Below are 17,930 nucleotides of genomic sequence, written 5' to 3' on the forward strand. Positions count from 1 at the left end.
CGGGCCGCGTCACGCGGCCCGGTGCAGCAGAACAAGAACAACAGGAACGACCATGACTCCAAGTACGACCCTTGCGGCGCCCCTGCGCCTGCTCGTCCGCCTGCCGCTCTGGCAGCAGATTCTCATTGGCCTGACGCTCGGCATCGCCACCGGCCTTGGCCTCGGCGAAGGCGCGCAGACCCTCGCGCCGCTCGGCACACTGTTTCTCAATGCCATCAAGATGCTCATCGTGCCGCTGGTGTTCGTCTCGCTGGTCGCCGGCATCACCTCGATGCACGACAGCGCCAAGCTCGGCCGCATCAGCCTCAAGACCATCGCCATTTACCTGGTAACCACCGCCTTCGCGGTGAGTATCGGCCTGCTGTTCGGCGCCCTGTTCAGCCCTGGCGAGGGCATGCAGCTGGTCGCCAGCGGCCATGAGCAGGCCAGGCAGGCGCCCTCGCTGGTGTCGATCCTGGTCGGCCTGGTGCCGCCCAACCCGGTCAGCGCCTTTGCCGAGGGCAATATCCTGCAGATCATCGTCTTCGCCATCGCCCTGGGCGTGAGCATCAACCTGATCGGCGAGCGCGGTGCGCCGGCGGTCCGCCTGTTCGATGCGCTGGCCGAGAGCTTCTACAAGCTCACCGACCTGGTGATGCGCGTCGCGCCGATCGGCGTCTTCGCCCTGACCGCCGGCGTGGTCGGCAGCCATGGCGCCGACGTGCTGCTGCCGCTGGCCGGCGTCATCGGGGTGATCTATCTGGCCAGCCTCGCACACGTGCTGCTGGTCTACGGCGGGCTGCTCGGCGGGCTGGCGCGACTCAACCCGCTGCGCTTCTTCCAGGGCATCGCCCCGGCGCTGGCAGTGGCCTTCAGTACCTCGAGCAGCTCCGGCACGCTGCCGGTTTCCATCGAGTGCGCGCGCAACAATCTGGGCGTATCCGAGGGTGTCGCGGGCTTCGTCTTGCCGGTGGGCGCGACGATCAACATGGATGGCACCGCGATCTACCAGGGCGTGCTGGCGCTGTTCATCGCCCAGGCCTTTGGCATCGAGCTGGGCGCCGGGCAGTACGCGATGATCATCCTCACCGCGACGCTGGCCTCGATCGGCACCGCCGGCATTCCCGGCGCCGGGCTGATCATGCTCGGCCTGGTGCTCAGCGCCGCGGGCCTGCCGCTGGAAGGCGTGGCGCTGATCGCCGGCATCGACCGCATCCTCGACATGGCGCGCACCACGGTGAACGTCGCCGGCGACCTGATGACCACCACCCTGGTCGGCCGCAGCGAAGGCGAGCTCGACCGCGAACGCTACGACAGCCGGCAAAAGGTGTGATGGCCCCCTGGAGCCTGTCGCTATTCGGGCGGCAGGTTCCAGGCCCGTCGCAGGCGCTGCAGCGCGGCGACGATCTCACCTTCCGGCACCGCGGCGAAGCCCAGCACCAGCCCGCCGCCTGCACCTGGCGGCGCCTGGCCGTCCAACCAGTAGTCGGCCAGCCCGTTCATTTCCACGCCGGCCGCCCGCGCCTTGGCCACCAGCTCGGCTTCCCGTGTCGGCGAGTGCACCGGCACGCACAGGTGCAAGCCGGCATCCACGGCCGGTAGCGCCGCGCAGCCGGGAATCTCCGCCGGCCAATGCCGCAACAGCGCATCGCGGCGTGCCCGCGCGGCCTGGCGCATGCGCCGCACGTGACGCTGGAAGTGACCGGCGGCAATGAATTCGGCCATCACCGCCTGGCTGCCGATGTCCGAATGGCGCATATCGAGCGCGCGGCGGCGGGCGAAGGCCTCGGCCAGCGCTGGCGGCAGCACCAGGTAGCCCAGGCGCAGCGCGGGAAAGGCGATCTTGCAGAAGGTGCCGACGTAGAGCACCCGCCCCTGCCGATCCAGCGCGGCCAGAGGCGCCAGCGGCGTGCCGTTGTAGCGGTACTCGCTGTCGTAGTCGTCCTCGACGATCCAGCCATCGCGACGCTCGGCCCACGCCAGCAGCTCCAGGCGCCGCGCCAACGACAGCGTGACACCGCTGGGGTACTGGTGCGACGGCGTCACGTAGGCCAGCCGACAACCCTCGATTCGCGCCAGGGCGGCGCTGTCCAGACCTTCGCCGTCCACCGCCACGCCGCACAGCTGGGCACCGGCCACGGCGAAGGCATGGCCGGCGGCGCGATAGCCGGGATTTTCCACCGCCACCCGATCACCCGGCTGCACCAGCAGCTGGGCGCAGAGGCTGATGCCCTGTTGCGCACCGCAGGTGATCACCGCCTGGCTCGCGTCGCAATTCAGGCCACGGCTGCTGCGCAGATAGGCTGCCACCAGTTCGCGCAGGGTCGGATCGCCGGCCGGGTCGCCATAGCCCAGGCGCGCCGGCGAAGGCCGGCGCCAGAAGCGCGCCGACAGGCGTGCCCAGGTCTCGAAGGGAAACAGGTCGAACGCCGGCACACCGATGCGAAAGGCCCGCGGCGCACCGCCGAGCGGCGGCGCCAGATGATGCACCTCGAGCCGCCGCAGCGGCTCGGTGGCAAGGGTCGCGCCGGCGCCCGGGCGCGCCTGTGGTCGCTGACCGTCCAGCTGCGCCACGAAGGTGCCGGCCCCGACCCGCCCCGCGACGTAGCCCTCGGCATACAGCTGGTCGAAGGCGCGCGTCACGGTATTGCGCGATACGCCCAGCAGGGCGGCGAGGTCCCGGCTGGCCGGCAACCGGCTGCCGCCGCGCAGGCGCCCGTCGAGGATGCGTTCGCGCAGCGCCTGGTAGAGCTGACGTGCCAGCCCCTGGCCCGGATCGAGGCGGATACCGGACAGATCGACCGGCAATGGGGGTAGCGTGGGCATGGTGAATTGGCTCTATCGAAGTGGCCGCCAATGGATCTTACAGCGGACCAATATCCTGCCTAGCATGGCCCCATCGCACCAGAGACCCACGCCATGTACCTGCCCGCCGCCTTCCGCCAGGACGATCTCGGCGAACTGCACCGCCAGATTCACGCCACGCCGTTCGCCCTGCTCGCCAGTGCAACCGCCGCTGGCGTGCAGGCCAGCCATCTGCCGCTGCTGCTGGAGCCGGGTGAAGGCGAGCTGGGCACGCTCTACGGCCACTTCGCCAGGGCCAACCCGCACTGGCGCGCGCTGCACGATGGTGGCGAGGCGCTCGCGGTGTTCAGCGGCCCCGACGCCTACATCAGCCTGGGCTGGTATCCGAGCAAGGCAGCGCACGGCAAGGTCGTGCCGACCTGGAACTACATCGCCGTGCACGCCCGTGGCCCGGTACAGCTGATCGAGGAGCGCGACAGCCTGCTACGCATCGTCAGCCGCCTCAGCGACCGGCATGAAGCCGGCCGACCGCAGCCCTGGGCCGTCAGCGATGCGCCCGATGATTATCTGGACGCCATGCTGCGCGCGATTGTCGGCTTCGCCCTGCCGATCAGACGCCTGGAGGGCAAATGGAAACTCGGCCAGAACCGCTCGCCGGCAGACCAGGCCGGGATTCGCCAGGGCCTGGCCACCTCGCACGACCCGCACGGGCAGGCGCTGGCCACACAGATGCCGATCACCGACTGAAGAGGACCGCAACGTGTTTCAGATCCGCCCGATTGCCGCCGCCGACCGCGCCGCCTGGGACGAACTCTGGCAGGGCTACCAGCGCTTCTATGCCGCCGAGATTCCCGGCCCCACCAGCGAGCTCACCTGGCAGCGCCTGCTCGACCCGGCCGAACCGATGCATGCGGCGCTGGCCTGGCAGGCGGGCCGCGCCGTCGGCCTGGTGCACTGGATCTTTCATCGCAGCTGCTGGACGCCTGGCGACTACTGCTACCTGCAGGATCTCTACGTGGCCGAGGACGTCCGCGGCGCGGGCATCGGTCGCGCGCTGATCGAGCACGTCTACGCCCAGGCGGCCGCCGCCGGCGCTTCGCGCGTCCACTGGCTGACCCAGGAGACCAACTATGCCGGGCGCATGCTCTACGACCGCATCGCCGAACGCTCGGGCTTCATCCAGTACCGCAGGCTGCTCTGACGATTCACGCGAAGCCGAACAGCCCGTTCTCCACATGGGGTGTCGCCAGGCGCTCGCGGATCTCCGGATCGATGCGCGGGTCGTCCGGCGCATAGAGCATCACCTGGCGATAGGCGCTGACGCGGTTGATCTCCCTGCCGAGGAATTCCCAGACCACGCGGGTGCAGGCCGGGGTGCGCCGGTCGCCGGAGGAGACGCCGGTCTTCAGGCCGTTGAGCCGGGTGATGCGGCTCTTGAAGCTGGGGATGAGGATGGTCTGGCTCATCTCGTTGAGCGTCAGCGATTCGTAGTCGATCAGAAACAGCCGGTCCTGCAGGCCGAAGGCCGCGCCCAGGTAGCGACAGCGCACCCAGTCCTCGGCCAGCCCGAGGGTCGGGCTGGCGCGTTCCTGGCGCTCCTGGCGCTCGAACAGGTACAGGCCGTTCTCTTCGCGCAGTTGCACCAGCGAGACCAGCACACTGCCCGGCACCGACATGCAGTTGGCATATTCGAAGTAGTAGCCGCAGTAGCGGGTGAGGTCGGCGCACTGCGCCCGCAGCGGCGCCATCAGCTCGAGCAGTGGATCACCGACGACCGCTTTCTGCGCGTCCGGGTTGCGTGCGCCGACCAGGCGCGAGAACTGCTCGGCAGGCAGCTCCAGTTCGTAGGGCTCGACGCCAAAGAAGTCGCCGATGCGCTTGAGGTTGTAGGGCGTCGGCCGGCTCTGCCCGCTGAGGTACTTGTTGAACTGCGCGCGGTTGATCGACAGCCGCCGGCAGACCTCGGCGATCGAGCGGTAATGCCGACACAGCAGTTTGAGGTTTTCGCTTAGATGGGAAGTCACGGCACGGCCCGGATAGCTGACGCGAGTGACGCAAATATAGCATCAGGTCGCGCCAGTTCGCGGCCGCCCGCGAAATTGCCCGGCGCGCCGTGCCTGATCGACCATCCCTGCCTGGCTCGCCCCGCCCCGGCGGGGCCCTGCATACAACAACGACAAAAAGGTGAACATTGCCATGCTCGACCTTCTGAATGACCTCATCTGGAGCAAGGTGCTGATCGTGATGCTGATCGGCCTGGGCCTGTTCTTCACCATCCGCTCCGGCTTCGTCCAGTTCCGCTACTTCGGGCGGATGTTCAGCATTTTCAGCCATGCCTTCGAACGCCAGCCCGGCCAGCTGTCCTCCTTTCAGGCCCTGATGCTCTCGGTCGCCGGGCGCGTCGGCGCCGGCAACATCGCCGGGGTATCGGTGGCGATCATGCTCGGCGGCCCCGGTGCGGTGTTCTGGATGTGGGTGGTAGCCCTCGTCGGCATGGCCACCAGCTACTTCGAATGTTCGCTGGCGCAGCTGTACAAGCGCCGCGAGCCGGACGGCACCTACCGCGGCGGCCCGGCGTTCTACATCCAGCATGGCCTGGGCCAGCGCTGGCTCGGCATCGTGGTTTCGATCCTGCTGCTGATGACCTTCGGCTTCGGCTTCAATGCCGTGCAGTCCTTCACCGTCGCCAGTTCGCTGCACGACACCTTCGGCGTGCCCACCGTGGCCAGCGGCATCGCCCTGACCCTGGTGATCGGCCTGATCATCTTCGGCGGCATCCGCCGTATCGCCAAGTGGGCCGACGTGCTGGTGCCGGTGATGGCGTTCTCCTACCTGGCGATGGCGCTGTTCGTCATCGGCAGCAATATCGGCTCGGTACCCGAGACCTTCGGCCTGATCTTCCGCAGCGCCTTCGGCCTCGAGCAGGCTTTCGCCGGCGGCATCGGCGCGGCGATCCTGATGGGCGTCAAGCGCGGCCTGTTCTCCAACGAGGCGGGCCTGGGCAGCGCACCGAACGTCGCCGCCGTCGCCGAGGTCAAGCACCCGGTGGCGCAGGGCATCGTGCAGTCGCTGTCGGTGTTCATCGACACCATCATCCTGTGCAGCTGCACCGCGCTGATCATCCTGCTCTCGGGCGTCTACGAGCCGGGCATGGACCAGGCCGGCGTCGTACTGACGCAGACCGCCATGGCCGCCGTGGTCGGTGAGTGGGGCCGGGTGTTCATCAGCATCGCCCTCTTGCTGTTCGTGTTCACCACGCTGATCTACAACTACTACCTGGGTGAGAACGCCCTGGGCTTCTTCACCGAGAAGCGCATGCCGGTGGTGATCTATCGCGTGCTGGTGATCGCTCTGGTGCTGTGGGGCTCGATGCAGGATCTGGGGACCGTATTCGCCTTCGCCGACGTCACCATGGGCCTGCTGGCGATCGCCAACCTGATCGCCGTGACGCTGCTGTTCAAGGTCGGCCTGCGCCTGATGCGCGACTACGACAGCCAGGTGCGTGCCGGCGTCGAAGAGCCGGTGTTCGACCCCCGCCAGTACGCCGACCTCGACATCGACCCGGCCGCCTGGCCCGCCGTCGACGCCACGGTCAGCCAGCCTGCGCCTGCCTCGGCCGTGCCGGCACGCAGCTGACCGCCCTGCCCGGCCAACGCGCCGGGCTGCAGCCGGGCCGCCGCTCGCGCGGCCCGCTCGGCTTGGCCCCGGCCAGGAAACCGGCTAGGGTCTGTGCCGCCCGGTGCGTTACGCGCCGGCGCGGGCACAGCGCCCGCCAGCTCCCCTTCCCACTTCCTGCGGCGCTACGCCGCGTGAGCGAGGACCGCGCGTGACGCAATCCCCCACACGTCTGCTGGTGCTGTACACCGGCGGCACCATCGGCATGCAGCAGAGTGCCGCCGGCCTGATGCCTGCCTCCGGCTTCGAGACACGTCTGCGCGAGCGCCAGGCCGAGACGGGCGAGGCCCTGCCGGACTGGATCTTCCGTGAGTTCGTCCCGCCGCTGGACAGCGCCAACATGCAGCCCGCGAACTGGCTGCAGATGGCCGCCACGATCCGCGCGGCAGTGGACCACGACGGCTGCAATGCGGTGTTGGTCCTGCATGGCACCGACACCCTGGCCTACAGCGCGGCGGCCCTGTCGTTTCTGCTGCTCGACCTGCCGGCACCGGTGCTGCTGACCGGCTCCATGCTGCCGGCGGCGGCACCCGGCAGCGACGCCTGGGACAACCTGTTCGGCGCCATGCTTGCCCTGCAGGAACACCGGGTCGAAGGCGTGCGCCTGTTCTTCAACGGTGCGCTGCTGCACGGCGCCCGGGTCAGCAAGTTGCGCAGCGACGACTTCGATGCCTTTGCCGAGGCGCCGCGCAAGCGCCAGGGGCCACGTGCCGATCGGCGCCTGCCGATGAGCTACCGCAGCGCCTGGCAGCCGCGCGGCGTGGCAGTGCTGCCGTTGTATCCCGGCGTGGCCGCCGCACAGTTGACGGCCCTGGCCGACAGCGGGGTGCAGGCGCTGCTGCTCGAGTGCTACGGCAGCGGAACCGGCCCGGCCGATGACCCGGCCTTTGTCGCCGCCCTGCGCGAGGCGCATGCGCGCGGGCTGGTGCTCGGCGCGATCAGCCAGTGCCCGGGCGGGCATGTGGAATTCGGCGTCTACGCCGCCGGTAGCGGCCTGCGCGATGCCGGCCTGGTCTCCGGTGGCGGGATGACCCGCGAAGCCGCCCTCGGCAAGCTCTTCGCGCTGCTCGCCGCCGGCCTCGACCAGGCCGACGTCGAGTACTGGTTCGGCCACGACCTGTGCGGCGAGATGGCGGGCTGAGCCCGCCTGCTCAGGCCTGCGGGTAACGCGGCTTCGGCGTGGCCATCGGCAGCGGCCCATCGCCGATCAGACGGAACTCGCCGCGCTCGGCATCGTAGGCACGGATGGCGCTGGTCTCGATGTCGTAGACCCAGCCGTGGATGAACAGCTGGCCGCTGGCCAGCCGCGCGGCGACCGACGGGTGGGTACGCAGGTGGTCGAGCTGGGCCACCACGTTTTCCTCGGTGAGGATGCCCAGGGTGTGCTCGTTGGCGCAGCCGCAGTTCTGCGCGACGACCGTCTTGGCGACTTCGGAATGGCGCAGCCAGGCCTTGACCGTCGGCATGCTCTCCAGCGTCACCGGGTTGAGCACCGCCTTCATCGCGCCGCAGTCCGAATGACCGCAGATGATGATGTGCTGCACGCCGAGCGCCATCACCGCGAACTCGATCGCCGTGGACACGCCGCCGAGCATCTGGCCGTAGGGCGGCACCACGTTGCCCACGTTGCGGGTAACGAACAGGTCGCCCGGCGAACTCTGGGTGATCAGCTCGGGGATGATGCGCGAGTCGGCGCAGGTGATGAACATCGCCCGCGGCGTCTGCTCGTGGGCAAGCTTCTTGAACAGCTCGCGCTGCTGCGGATAGATCTCCTCGCGAAAGCGCTTGACGCCCCCGACGATGGCGTCGAGGGCTTCCTGCGCGGTTTCGCTCGTCCTGTCATCGTTCATTTCGTTTCTCTCCAAGGGTTTGTTCAAAGGGTGGGACGTGGCGGCGGCACGCGTGGACACAGCCGTGCCGCCGCGCATCAGAACACCGACCAGTCGATGCGCTGCGACAGGGCCTCCAGCGCGGCCATGCCGATCAGCGAATTGCCGGCGGCGTTGAGTTCCGGTGACCAGACGCAGACGCTGAAGCGCCCCGGGACCACCGCGACGATGCCGCCACCGACGCCGCTCTTGCCCGGCAGGCCGACGCGGTAGGCGAAGTTGCCGGCCTCGTCATACAGACCGCTGGTGGCCATGATTGCGTTCACCTGGCGCGCCTGGCGCGGCGTGAGCACCGCCTCGCCGCTCGACAGGCAATGCCCGTCGCGCGCGAGAAAGCCGAAGGCGCGGGCCAGGTCGACGCAGTTCATGCGCAGCGCGCAATGGTGGAAATAGCTGCGCAGCACCGCCTCGACATCGTTGTGAAAATTGCCGAACGCCTGCATCAGGTAGGCCATGGCCGCATTGCGCGCCCGGTGCTGGTATTCGGACTCGGCCACCCGCGCATCCGAGACGACATGCGGGTTGCCGGACAGACGCCGAACGAAGTCGCGCAGCGAGATCTCCGGGGTGGCGAAGCGCGACTGGTTGATGTCGCAGATCACCAGTGCGCCGGCATTGATGAACGGATTGCGTGGCCGCCCACGCTCGAATTCCAGCTGCACCAGCGAATTGAACGGCTGCCCCGACGGCTCGTGCCCGAGGCGCTCCCACAGTGATTCACCACGGTGGCCGATGGCCTGGACCAGACTGAAGACCTTGGAGATGCTCTGGATCGAGAACGGCGTGCGCGCATCACCGGCCTCGAACAGCTCGCCCTCGGCGCTGCACACGGCAATGCCCAGCTGGTCGGCGGCCACATCGGCCAGCGCCGGGATGTAGTCGGCGACGCGCCCGCGGCCGAGCAGCGGCCGTACCTCGTCAAGTATCTGTTCAAGCAGGGCTTGCATCAGGCAGCTCCCATCGGTCCTGGCTCTGGGTGTGGACGCCGGTGGCCGGGCACACATCACAGGCCGTTCAGAACTTCTCCGGGCGCAGCACTTCGACCTCGGCCAGGTAGCAGACCATGGCGAAGTTCTCGTAGTAGCGCTGTTCGAGGTGCGCGGCGATGCGCTCGGCGATCTCGCGGCTGCAGATTACCTCCAGACGGATGTTGCCGTCGGTATCCCAGCCGGCGCTGCGCACGCCGCGGCTGCCGCTGCCGCGTGCGTCCGACAGGGTCCAGCCGGGCGCGCCGAGCGCCTGCAGGTCGGCGACCAGCTTGTGTTCCAGTGCGGCCTCGCAGATCACGGTGAGCAGGGTGCGGGTATGGCCAGGCATGTCAGAACCCCCAGGCGATCAGCTGTTCGGCCAGGGCCAGGTACAGCGGAATGCCGATCAGGATGTTGAATGGAAAGGTGATACCAAGCGAGGCGGTCAGCGACAGCGATGGATTGGCCTCCGGCACCGCCAGGCGCATCGCCGCCGGAACCGCGATGTAGGAGGCGCTGGCCGCCAGCGTGGCGAGCATCGCCGTGCCGCCGAGCGACAGCCCCATGAAGCGCGCCAGCAGCGCGCCGATCAGCGCCCCGAGCAGCGGCATGAGCAGGGCGAAGGCGGCGAGCTTGATGCCGTAGCGCCGGAGCGAGCCGAGCTGGCCGGAGGCGATCAGGCCCATCTCCAGCAGGAAGAACGCCAGCACCGGCTTGAACATGCTGGTGTACAGCGGCTCGAGCGGCTTGATCGCTTCCTTGCCGGCGACCACGCCGATCACCAGGCCACCGAGCAGCAGCATGATGCTCTTGCCAAGAAAGATCTCGCGCCCCAGTTCCTTCCAGTCGGTGTCCTTCGATACGCCCTTGGCCAGCAGAATGCCGACCAGGATCGCCGGAATCTCGAGAATCGCCACGAACAGCGGCATGTAGCTCTCGAAGAAGGCCTCCCGCGCCGCCAGGTAGGCCACCACCACCGCGAAGGTACCGGCGCTCACCGAACCGTAGTGCGCCGCCACCGCCGCCGCGTTGATGCGGTCGAAGCGCAGTCCGCGCAGCAGGCCGAAGGCGATCACCGGCAGCACGATGCCGAGCAGCAACACCAGCAGCGACTGGCCGAGCAGCGCGGCACTGGCCTGTTCGGCCAGCTCCACGCCGCCATGCAGACCGATGGCCAGCAGCAGGACGATGGACAGGGTGTCATAGAGCGCCGGCGGCAGCTTCAGCTCGCTCTTGACCAGACCGGCCATCAGGCCGAACACAAAGAACAACACGACTGGGTCGATTCCCATCGCTCACTCCGCTAGACGAACTTGCAAGGCGACCTTCCGTGGCGTTATTCCGGCCCGAAAAAAGGGAGCCACAAGGGCTCCCGAGGGGACTTTCCGGTCGGCGTCAGGCCTCGATCTCGATCAGGACTTCGCCGGGGTTGACCCGGTCACCCTTGCCGACGTGAACCACCTTCACGGTGCCGGCGATCGGCGCCTGGATCTCGGTCTCCATCTTCATCGCTTCGCTGACCAGCACGGCCTGACCGGCCTTGACCACGTCGCCTTCCTTGACCAGCACCTCGACCACGTTGCCGGGCATGGTGGTGCTGACGTCGCCCGGCGCGCTGGCCTGGCGGCGGCCGCCACCGCTGCCGCCGACGAAGTCGTTGAGCGGCTCGAAGACCACTTCTTCGGGCATGCCGTCGATGGACAGGTAGAAGTGGCGCTTGCCTTCGGCCTTGACGCCGACGCCGGTGATGTCGACGCGGTAGCTCTCGCCGTGCACGTCGATGACGAACTCGGTCGGCACGCCGCCCTGCGCCGGCGCCGCGGCCGCGCCCGGCATCGGCAGCAGCACTTCAGGCTGCAGGGTGCCGGCTTCACGCTCTTCGAGGAACTTACGCCCGATGTCCGGGAACATGGCGTAGGTCAGCACGTCCTCTTCACTCTTGGCCAGCTCGCCGATTTCCTTGCGCAGCTTGTCCAGCTCGGGCTTGAGCAGGTCGGCCGGGCGGCAGTCGATGACCTCCTCGCTGCCGATGGCCATGAAGCGCAGGCGCTCGCAGACCGGCGCCGGCGCCTTGCCGTAGCGGCCCTGCAGGTAGTACTTCACCTCGGTGGTGATGGTCTTGTAGCGCTCACCGGCAAGCACGTTGAAGAAGGCCTGGGTACCGACGATCTGCGAGGTCGGGGTGACCAGCGGTGGGTAACCGAGGTCCTTGCGTACCTTCGGGATCTCGGCCAGCACGTCGTCCATGCGGTGCAGCGCGCCCTGCTCCTTGAGCTGGTTGGCCAGGTTGGAAATCATCCCGCCGGGGACCTGGTTGACCTGCACGCGGGTGTCGACGCCGGTGAATTCGCTCTCGAACTGGTGGTACTTCTTGCGCACCGCATAGAAGTACAGGCCGATCTCCTGCAGCAGCTCCAGATCCAGGCCGGTGTCGTACGGGGTATCGCGCAGCGCGGCGACCATCGACTCGGTGCCCGGGTGGCTGGTGCCCCAGGCCATCGAGGAGATCGCGGTGTCGATGCGGTCGGCCCCGTTCTCCACGGCCTTGAGCTGGCACATGCTGGCCACACCGGCGGTGTCGTGCGAGTGCACCACCACGTCGAGCTCGGGCAGCGCCTGCTTCAGTGCCTTGACCAGCTCGCCGGTGGCGTAGGGGGTCAGCAGGCCGGCCATGTCCTTGATCGCGATCGAGTCGATGCCCATCGCCGCCATCTGCCGGCCCTGCTCGACAAACGCCTCGACCGTATGCACCGGGCTGGTGGTGTAGGCGATGGTGCCTTGGGCGTGCTTGCCGGCCTTCTTCACGGCGCGGATGGCGGTTTCCAGGTTACGCACGTCGTTCATCGCGTCGAAGATGCGGAACACGTCGATGCCGTTCTCGGCGGCCTTGGCGACGAACGCCTCGACCACGTCATCGCTGTAGTGACGGTAGCCGAGCAGGTTCTGCCCGCGCAGGAGCATCTGCAGGCGCGTGTTGGGCAGCGCCGCCTTCAGCTGGCGCAGGCGCTCCCAGGGGTCTTCCTTGAGGAAGCGCACGCAGGCGTCGAAGGTGGCGCCACCCCAGACTTCCAGCGACCAGTAGCCGACGCGGTCGAGCTTGTCGCAGATCGGCAGCATGTCCTCGGTGCGCATGCGGGTCGCCAGCAGCGACTGGTGGGCATCACGCAGGATGGTATCGGTAACGCTGATTTTCTTGCTCATGGGTGTGGTCCTCACAGGCCTGCGTGGGCGGCAATGGCGGCGGCGATGGCCAGGGCAAGTTCGCCCGGCTTGCGTTTGATCGAGTAGTTCAGCAGTTCCGGATGGTTGTCGACGAAGCTGGTGTTGAACTGCCCGCTGCGGAATTCCGGGTTGGCCAGGATCTGCTGGTAATAGGTGGCGGTGGTCTTCACGCCCTGCACGCGCATGTCGTCGAGCGCACGCGAACCGCGCGCCAGCGCCTCTTCCCAGGTCAGCGCCCAGACGATCAGCTTCAGGCACATCGAGTCGTAGTACGGCGGGATGGTGTAGCCGGTGTAGATCGCCGTGTCGGTGCGTACGCCCGGGCCGCCCGGGGCGTAGTAGCGGGTGATCTTGCCGAAACAGGGCAGGAAGTTGTTGCGCGGGTCCTCGGCGTTGATGCGGAACTGCAACGCGTAGCCGCGGTACTGGATGTCTTCCTGCTTGATCGACAGCGGCAGGCCCGAGGCGATGCGGATCTGCTCGCGGACGATGTCGATGCCGGTGATTTCCTCGGTGATGGTGTGCTCGACCTGCACGCGGGTGTTCATTTCCATGAAGTACACCTCGCCGTCGGCGAGCAGGAACTCCACGGTGCCGGCGTTCTCGTAGCCGACCGCCTTCGCCGCCTTCACCGCCAGATCACCGATGTAGGCGCGCTGCTCGGGCGTGAGCTGCGGGCTCGGCGCGATCTCGATGAGCTTCTGGTTGCGCCGCTGGATCGAGCAGTCGCGCTCGAACAGGTGCACGGTGTTGCCGAACGAGTCGGCCAGCACCTGGGCCTCGATGTGCTTCGGGTTGACGATGCACTTCTCCAGAAACACCTCGGCACTGCCGAATGCCTTGGTCGCCTCGGAAATGACCCGCGGGTAGGCCTGGGTCAGTTCTTCCTTCGAGTTGCAGCGACGGATGCCACGGCCACCGCCACCGGAAGTCGCCTTGAGCATCACCGGATAGCCGATGCGTTCGGCTTCGCGCAGCGCTTCCTCGAGATCGGCGACGTTGCCTTCGGTACCGGGCGTGCAGGGCACGCCCGCGGCCATCATGCTGCGCCGGGCCTCGGTCTTGTCGCCCATGCGGCGGATCACCTCGGCCTTCGGGCCGACGAACTTGATCCCGCGCTGCGCACAGATTTCCGCCAGCTCGGCGTTCTCGGAGAGGAAGCCGTAGCCCGGGTGCAGGGCATCGCAACCGGTCTCCACGGCCAGGTTCACCAGCTTGCGCGGGTTCAGGTAGCCGGCCAGCGGGTCCTCGCCGATGAAGTGGGCCTCGTCGGCACGCTTGACGTGCAGCGCATGGCGGTCGGCCTCGGAGAATACCGCCACCGAGCGAACGCCCATCTCGGCGCAGGCACGCACGATGCGTACGGCGATTTCCCCTCGGTTGGCGATCAGCAGCTTCTTGATCACGCTGTCTTCCCTCGGATCGATGATCAGGCGGCCCGTGCAGGGCCGGTAGGCACGCGTAGTAGCGTTTTTTCACCCTACGCCGAGGGCAGCGATCAGCGAAAATGAATAATTGTTTGCCCGACCATAAGAAAAGACTTATACAAGCGCAACGACGGTGCCTGAAGCACCGTTCACGAGCCATTTCCTGATCGTTCGGTCAGCGTTTCAACGCCGGGAGGCGAGCCAGATGCGAAAGTCGCTGATGCGCATGACCCTGCGCCAGCTGCAGGTTTTCAACGCGGTCTGCGAGACGCGCTCCTACAGTCGCGCCGCCGAGGACATGGCCCTGACCCAGCCGGCGGTCAGCTCGCAGATCCGCCAGCTCGAAGAGCTGGTCGGCCAGCCGCTGTTCGAATACGTCGGCCGCAAGCTCTACCTCACCGAGGCGGCCGAGGTGCTGCGACGCGCCAGCGGCGACATCTTCGGCCGCCTGGAGAGCCTCGACATGCAGCTCTCGGACCTGCGCGGCTCGCTGCAGGGCCAGCTCAAGCTGGCGGTCGAATCGAGCGCCAAGTACTTCGTCCCGCACCTGTTCGCCGCCTTCAAGCAGCAGCACCCGGACGTCGGCCTGCAACTGACCGTGGTCAACCGCGCCCAGGTGATCAAGCGCCTGACCGATAACCGCGACGACCTGGTGATCATGTCGCTGATGCCCACCGAGGTCGCGCTGGAGTTCCTGCCGTTCCTGAACAACCCCATCGTCGCGGTAGCGCCGCCGGAACATCCGCTGTGCAGCGCGACCAGCCTCACCCTGCAGGACCTGACAGCCTATCCGCTGCTGATCCGCGAGCAGGGCTCAGGGACGCGCAAAGCATGCGAAGAGTACTTCCAGCAGAAGCGCGCGCATTTCGCCCAGACCGTGGAGATCGCCTCGCTCGACGCCCTGCGCGAGGCGGCCATCGCCGGCCTCGGTGTGACCTTGCTACCGCGCCACGCGGCAAGCCTCGAACTCGGTCACGGCCTGCTGCGCGAACTGCCGGTCGAGGAATTGCCGCTTTACCGCAGCTGGTGCGTGGCGCATGCCCGCGGCAAGCGCCTGACGCCGGTGGCGCAGGCGTTCTTTGCCTTCATCCGCGACCGGCGCGCGCAGATCAGTGCGCTGGCGACACGCTTTGGCGGTTCTGCACCCAGGCCTGCTGCGCAGTAAGCGCCGAAGGCTCGGCGAAGGGATCGAGCAGCGCCTGCAGCCGGCGCTGCTCGGCATAGCTCTCGATGGCGCGGCGGTAGCGCATGCGACGCACGTCCTGGGCCTTGCGGCGGGCCTTGGCGTCGAGTGGCGAAACGGATTCGTCGATGTTCTGCAGCATGGCGTGTCTCCCGGCGAGAGGTTTCGGGAGTTCCAGCTTCCACCGGCGAGATGACCGGGTGATTGCAGCTTGTCGACAGGCCGATGACGGCAGCCGTGGCCGGACCGGCGGTCGCAGCGGACCTGGCCCGGCACCCGCCTGCCGAGCGCGCCTCAGTCGTCGTGCTTCACCGTCTTGGGCGACAGGCGCAGGCTGCGCAGGCTGCGCTTGACGCTCTTGAGGTGGTTGACCAGGCTCGGCCCGCGCGCCATCGCCACACCCATCGCCAGTACGTCGATCACCACCAGGTGGGCGATGCGCGAGGTCAGCGGCGTGTAGATCTCGGTGTCTTCCTGCACGTCGATCGCCAGGTTGATCGTCGCCAGCTCCGCCAGCGGGGTCTGGCTCGGGCACAGGGTGATCAGCGTGGCGCCGGTCTCGCGGACCACATTGGCGGTGATCAGCAGGTCCTTGGAGCGACCGGACTGCGAGATGCAGATCGCCACGTCCGAAGGCTTGAGCGTCACCGCCGACATCGCCTGCATATGCGGGTCCGAATAGGCCGCCGCCGACAGCAGCAGGCGGAAGAACTTGTGCTGCGCGTCGGTGGCCACCGCGCCGGAGGCGCCGAAGCCGTAGAACTCCACCCGCTCGGCGCGGGCGATGGCCGCCACGGCGCGCTCCAGGGCCTGGGGGTCGAGGCGCTCGCGCACTTCCATCAGGGTGTGCAGGGTGGTGTCGAAGATCTTCTGGCTGATGTCGCCGATGGCGTCCTGCTCGCTGATCGAGAACTGCCCGAAGCTGGCGCCCGCCGCCAGGCTCTGCGCCAGCTTGAGCTTGAGGTCCTGGAAGCCCAGGCAGCCGATGGCCCGGCAAAAACGCACGATGGTCGGCTCGCTGACGCCAACCGTATGGGCCAGATCGGCCATGGAGCTGTGCATGACCGCCGCCGGATCGAGCAACACATGATCGGCGACCTTCAGTTCCGATTTGCGCAGCAGGCTTCGGGATTGGGCGATGTGTTGCAGCAGATTCACGGGGCTGACTCGCTATGATCGGCTGGCGACCGCCGGATGCAGAGCGTCCGGCCACCCGGCCAGCGGGTTGTAGTGGGTCGGTAGTTATACTACAAGCCCTCTGCCGGCGCCCAACAATCCGGCCATTTTTTGCCCACTTACGCACCTGGAGTGATGCCGTGTCGATTTCCTGTGACATGCTCGTGTTCGGCGGAACCGGTGACCTGGCTCTGCACAAGCTGATCCCCGCGCTCTACCACCTGCATCGCGAAGGCCGACTGCACCGCGACGTGCGCGTCCTCGCGCTGGCACGCAAGAAGCTCGATCGTGCCGCCTACCTGGCCCTGGCCGAACGGCATTGCCGCGCCCAGGTCGCCCGTGGCGACTTCACCAGCGAGGCCTGGCAGGCCTTCGCCACCCGCCTGGACTACCTGCCGCTGGATGCCACCCAGCGCAGCGAATTCGTCCGCCTGGCGCATCACCTCGGCGAAGCCGGCAAGCGCGTGCGGGTCCACTACCTGGCCACCGCGCCGGACCTGTTCGAACCCATCGCCGCCAACCTGGAAAGCGCAGGGCTGGCCGGTGACGATGCACGCATCGTGCTGGAAAAGCCGATCGGCCACTCGCTGGACTCGGCACTGGAAATCAACGAGGCGATCGGCGCGGTATTTCCCGAATCGCGCATCTACCGGATCGACCACTACCTGGGCAAGGAAACGGTGCAGAACCTCATGGCGCTGCGCTTCGCCAACGCGCTGTTCGAGCCGATCTGGCGCGCCGGGCATATCGACCACGTGCAGATCACCGTGGCCGAAACCCTCGGCGTGGAGAACCGCGGCGGCTACTACGACCATGCCGGCGCCATGCGCGACATGTTGCAGAACCACCTCTTGCAGCTGCTCTGCCTGGTGGCGATGGAGGCGCCGGTGCGTTTCGACGCCAAGCACATCCGCGGCGAGAAGGTGAAGGTGCTCGAGGCGCTCAAGCCGATCACCGGCAACGACGTGCTGGACAAGACCGTGCGCGGCCAGTACGGCGCCGGGCGCATCGGCGGGCACGACGTGCCGGCCTATTACTTCGAGCCGAACATCGACAACGACAGCGACACCGAAACCTTTGTCGCGGTGCAGGCCGAGGTCGACAACTGGCGCTGGGCTGGCGTGCCCTTCTACCTGCGCACCGGCAAACGCATGGCGCGCAAGCGTTCGGAGATCATCATCACCTTCAAGCAGGTGCCGCACCTGCTGTTCAAGAAGGGCGAGGTCAACCGCCTGGTCATCAGCCTGCAGCCGGAGGAATGCATCAGCCTGCAGCTGATGGCCAAAGCACCGGGCAAGGGCATGCAGCTCGAGCCGGTGGAGCTGGATCTCAACCTGGCCCATGCCTTCAGCAGCACCCGCCGCTGGGAGGCCTATGAGCGTCTGCTGCTGGACGTGATCGAAGGCGACTCGACGCTGTTCATGCGCCGCGACGAGGTGGAGGCGGCCTGGCGCTGGGTCGATCCGATTCTCGAAGGCTGGCAGGGCCACTACCGCAAGCCACGCCCCTACCCGGCGGGCGAGGACGGCCCCGAACAGGCCCGCCAGCTCGTCGAACGGCATGGCCACCAGTGGTGGCGCTGAACTTGCCGGACAACTTCCGAGCA

The 17,930-nt window shown here is 67.6% G+C and carries 17 protein-coding genes; 7 read left to right on the top strand and 10 right to left on the bottom strand.

The genetic code is table 11. From position 1 onward, the window contains the following. The first annotated feature begins 52 nt into the window (after positions 1 to 52). Positions 53 to 1,312: a dicarboxylate/amino acid:cation symporter gene (locus tag AC0KXH_RS18760; protein WP_041109471.1), complete on the top strand. Its 1,260-nt coding sequence runs from the start codon at positions 53 to 55 to the stop codon at positions 1,310 to 1,312. A gap of 20 nt (positions 1,313 to 1,332) precedes the next feature. Here AC0KXH_RS18760 and pdxR read toward each other — a convergent pair whose 3' ends face one another. Continuing rightward, positions 1,333 to 2,805, bottom strand: a complete 1,473-nt coding sequence (pdxR, locus tag AC0KXH_RS18765; RefSeq protein WP_488223870.1) for a MocR-like pyridoxine biosynthesis transcription factor PdxR — start codon at positions 2,803 to 2,805, stop codon at positions 1,333 to 1,335. 93 nt (positions 2,806 to 2,898) lie between these two features. Between pdxR and AC0KXH_RS18770 the strand changes: the two genes are divergently transcribed. Both AC0KXH_RS18770 and AC0KXH_RS18775 read left to right on the top strand, forming a co-directional pair. Further along, positions 2,899 to 3,531, top strand: coding sequence for an FMN-binding negative transcriptional regulator (locus tag AC0KXH_RS18770; RefSeq protein WP_488223871.1), 633 nt, complete (start codon positions 2,899 to 2,901; stop codon positions 3,529 to 3,531). 13 nt (positions 3,532 to 3,544) lie between these two features. Further along, entirely contained in the window at positions 3,545 to 3,985 is a 441-nt protein-coding gene (locus AC0KXH_RS18775) for a GNAT family N-acetyltransferase (protein WP_061340316.1), read from the top strand. Positions 3,986 to 3,989: 4 nt separating this feature from the next. On the opposite strand, the gene AC0KXH_RS18780 is transcribed toward AC0KXH_RS18775, so the two are convergent. Then, positions 3,990 to 4,808 carry a helix-turn-helix domain-containing protein gene (locus AC0KXH_RS18780; protein ID WP_165562500.1) on the bottom strand — a complete coding sequence of 273 codons (819 nt, stop codon included), beginning with the start codon at positions 4,806 to 4,808 and terminating at the stop codon, positions 3,990 to 3,992. Between the two features lie 172 nt (positions 4,809 to 4,980). On the opposite strand from AC0KXH_RS18780, the gene AC0KXH_RS18785 reads away from it, so the two are divergent. Together AC0KXH_RS18785 and AC0KXH_RS18790 are read left to right on the top strand one after the other, a co-directional pair. Beyond that, on the top strand, positions 4,981 to 6,420 hold the full coding sequence (locus tag AC0KXH_RS18785) for an alanine/glycine:cation symporter family protein (protein WP_488223872.1): 1,440 nt from the start codon (positions 4,981 to 4,983) through the stop codon (positions 6,418 to 6,420). A gap of 190 nt (positions 6,421 to 6,610) precedes the next feature. Beyond that, a complete protein-coding gene (locus AC0KXH_RS18790; RefSeq protein WP_488223873.1) occupies positions 6,611 to 7,600 on the top strand; it encodes an asparaginase in 990 nt (329 codons plus the stop codon). Between the two features lie 10 nt (positions 7,601 to 7,610). Here AC0KXH_RS18790 and AC0KXH_RS18795 read toward each other — a convergent pair whose 3' ends face one another. From AC0KXH_RS18795 to AC0KXH_RS18820, 6 genes are all read right to left on the bottom strand, one after another. After that, the gene (locus AC0KXH_RS18795) at positions 7,611 to 8,309 is read right to left on the bottom strand and encodes a carbonic anhydrase (RefSeq protein ID WP_041109459.1); all 699 of its coding nucleotides are present in this window, start codon (positions 8,307 to 8,309) and stop codon (positions 7,611 to 7,613) included. A gap of 77 nt (positions 8,310 to 8,386) precedes the next feature. Then, a complete protein-coding gene (gene glsB / locus AC0KXH_RS18800; protein WP_041109457.1) occupies positions 8,387 to 9,295 on the bottom strand; it encodes a glutaminase B in 909 nt (302 codons plus the stop codon). Positions 9,296 to 9,362: 67 nt separating this feature from the next. Next, positions 9,363 to 9,665: a P-II family nitrogen regulator gene (locus AC0KXH_RS18805; protein ID WP_061339114.1), complete on the bottom strand. Its 303-nt coding sequence runs from the start codon at positions 9,663 to 9,665 to the stop codon at positions 9,363 to 9,365. A 1-nt stretch (position 9,666) separates the two neighbouring features. After that, positions 9,667 to 10,608 carry a sodium-dependent bicarbonate transport family permease gene (locus tag AC0KXH_RS18810; RefSeq protein WP_488223874.1) on the bottom strand — a complete coding sequence of 314 codons (942 nt, stop codon included), beginning with the start codon at positions 10,606 to 10,608 and terminating at the stop codon, positions 9,667 to 9,669. A gap of 103 nt (positions 10,609 to 10,711) precedes the next feature. Continuing rightward, on the bottom strand, positions 10,712 to 12,517 hold the full coding sequence (gene oadA / locus AC0KXH_RS18815) for a sodium-extruding oxaloacetate decarboxylase subunit alpha (RefSeq protein WP_041109452.1): 1,806 nt from the start codon (positions 12,515 to 12,517) through the stop codon (positions 10,712 to 10,714). Between the two features lie 11 nt (positions 12,518 to 12,528). Continuing rightward, complete coding sequence (locus tag AC0KXH_RS18820; protein WP_041109450.1) at positions 12,529 to 13,944, bottom strand: acetyl-CoA carboxylase biotin carboxylase subunit; 1,416 nt, start codon at positions 13,942 to 13,944, stop codon at positions 12,529 to 12,531. 226 nt (positions 13,945 to 14,170) lie between these two features. Between AC0KXH_RS18820 and AC0KXH_RS18825 the strand changes: the two genes are divergently transcribed. Beyond that, a complete protein-coding gene (locus AC0KXH_RS18825; protein WP_041109448.1) occupies positions 14,171 to 15,130 on the top strand; it encodes a LysR family transcriptional regulator in 960 nt (319 codons plus the stop codon). Here AC0KXH_RS18825 and AC0KXH_RS18830 read toward each other — a convergent pair. Beyond that, the gene (locus AC0KXH_RS18830) at positions 15,075 to 15,290 is read right to left on the bottom strand and encodes a PA3496 family putative envelope integrity protein (RefSeq protein WP_488223875.1); all 216 of its coding nucleotides are present in this window, start codon (positions 15,288 to 15,290) and stop codon (positions 15,075 to 15,077) included. The genes AC0KXH_RS18825 and AC0KXH_RS18830 overlap by 56 nt on opposite strands. A 152-nt stretch (positions 15,291 to 15,442) precedes the next feature. Then, positions 15,443 to 16,306, bottom strand: coding sequence for a transcriptional regulator HexR (gene hexR / locus AC0KXH_RS18835; RefSeq protein WP_041109444.1), 864 nt, complete (start codon positions 16,304 to 16,306; stop codon positions 15,443 to 15,445). 158 nt (positions 16,307 to 16,464) lie between these two features. On the opposite strand from hexR, the gene zwf reads away from it, so the two are divergent. Next, positions 16,465 to 17,907, top strand: coding sequence for a glucose-6-phosphate dehydrogenase (gene zwf, locus AC0KXH_RS18840; RefSeq protein WP_041109442.1), 1,443 nt, complete (start codon positions 16,465 to 16,467; stop codon positions 17,905 to 17,907). The last annotated feature ends 23 nt before the right edge of the window (positions 17,908 to 17,930 follow it).

It is taken from the genome of Stutzerimonas sp. CXK-1, assembly GCF_057738225.1.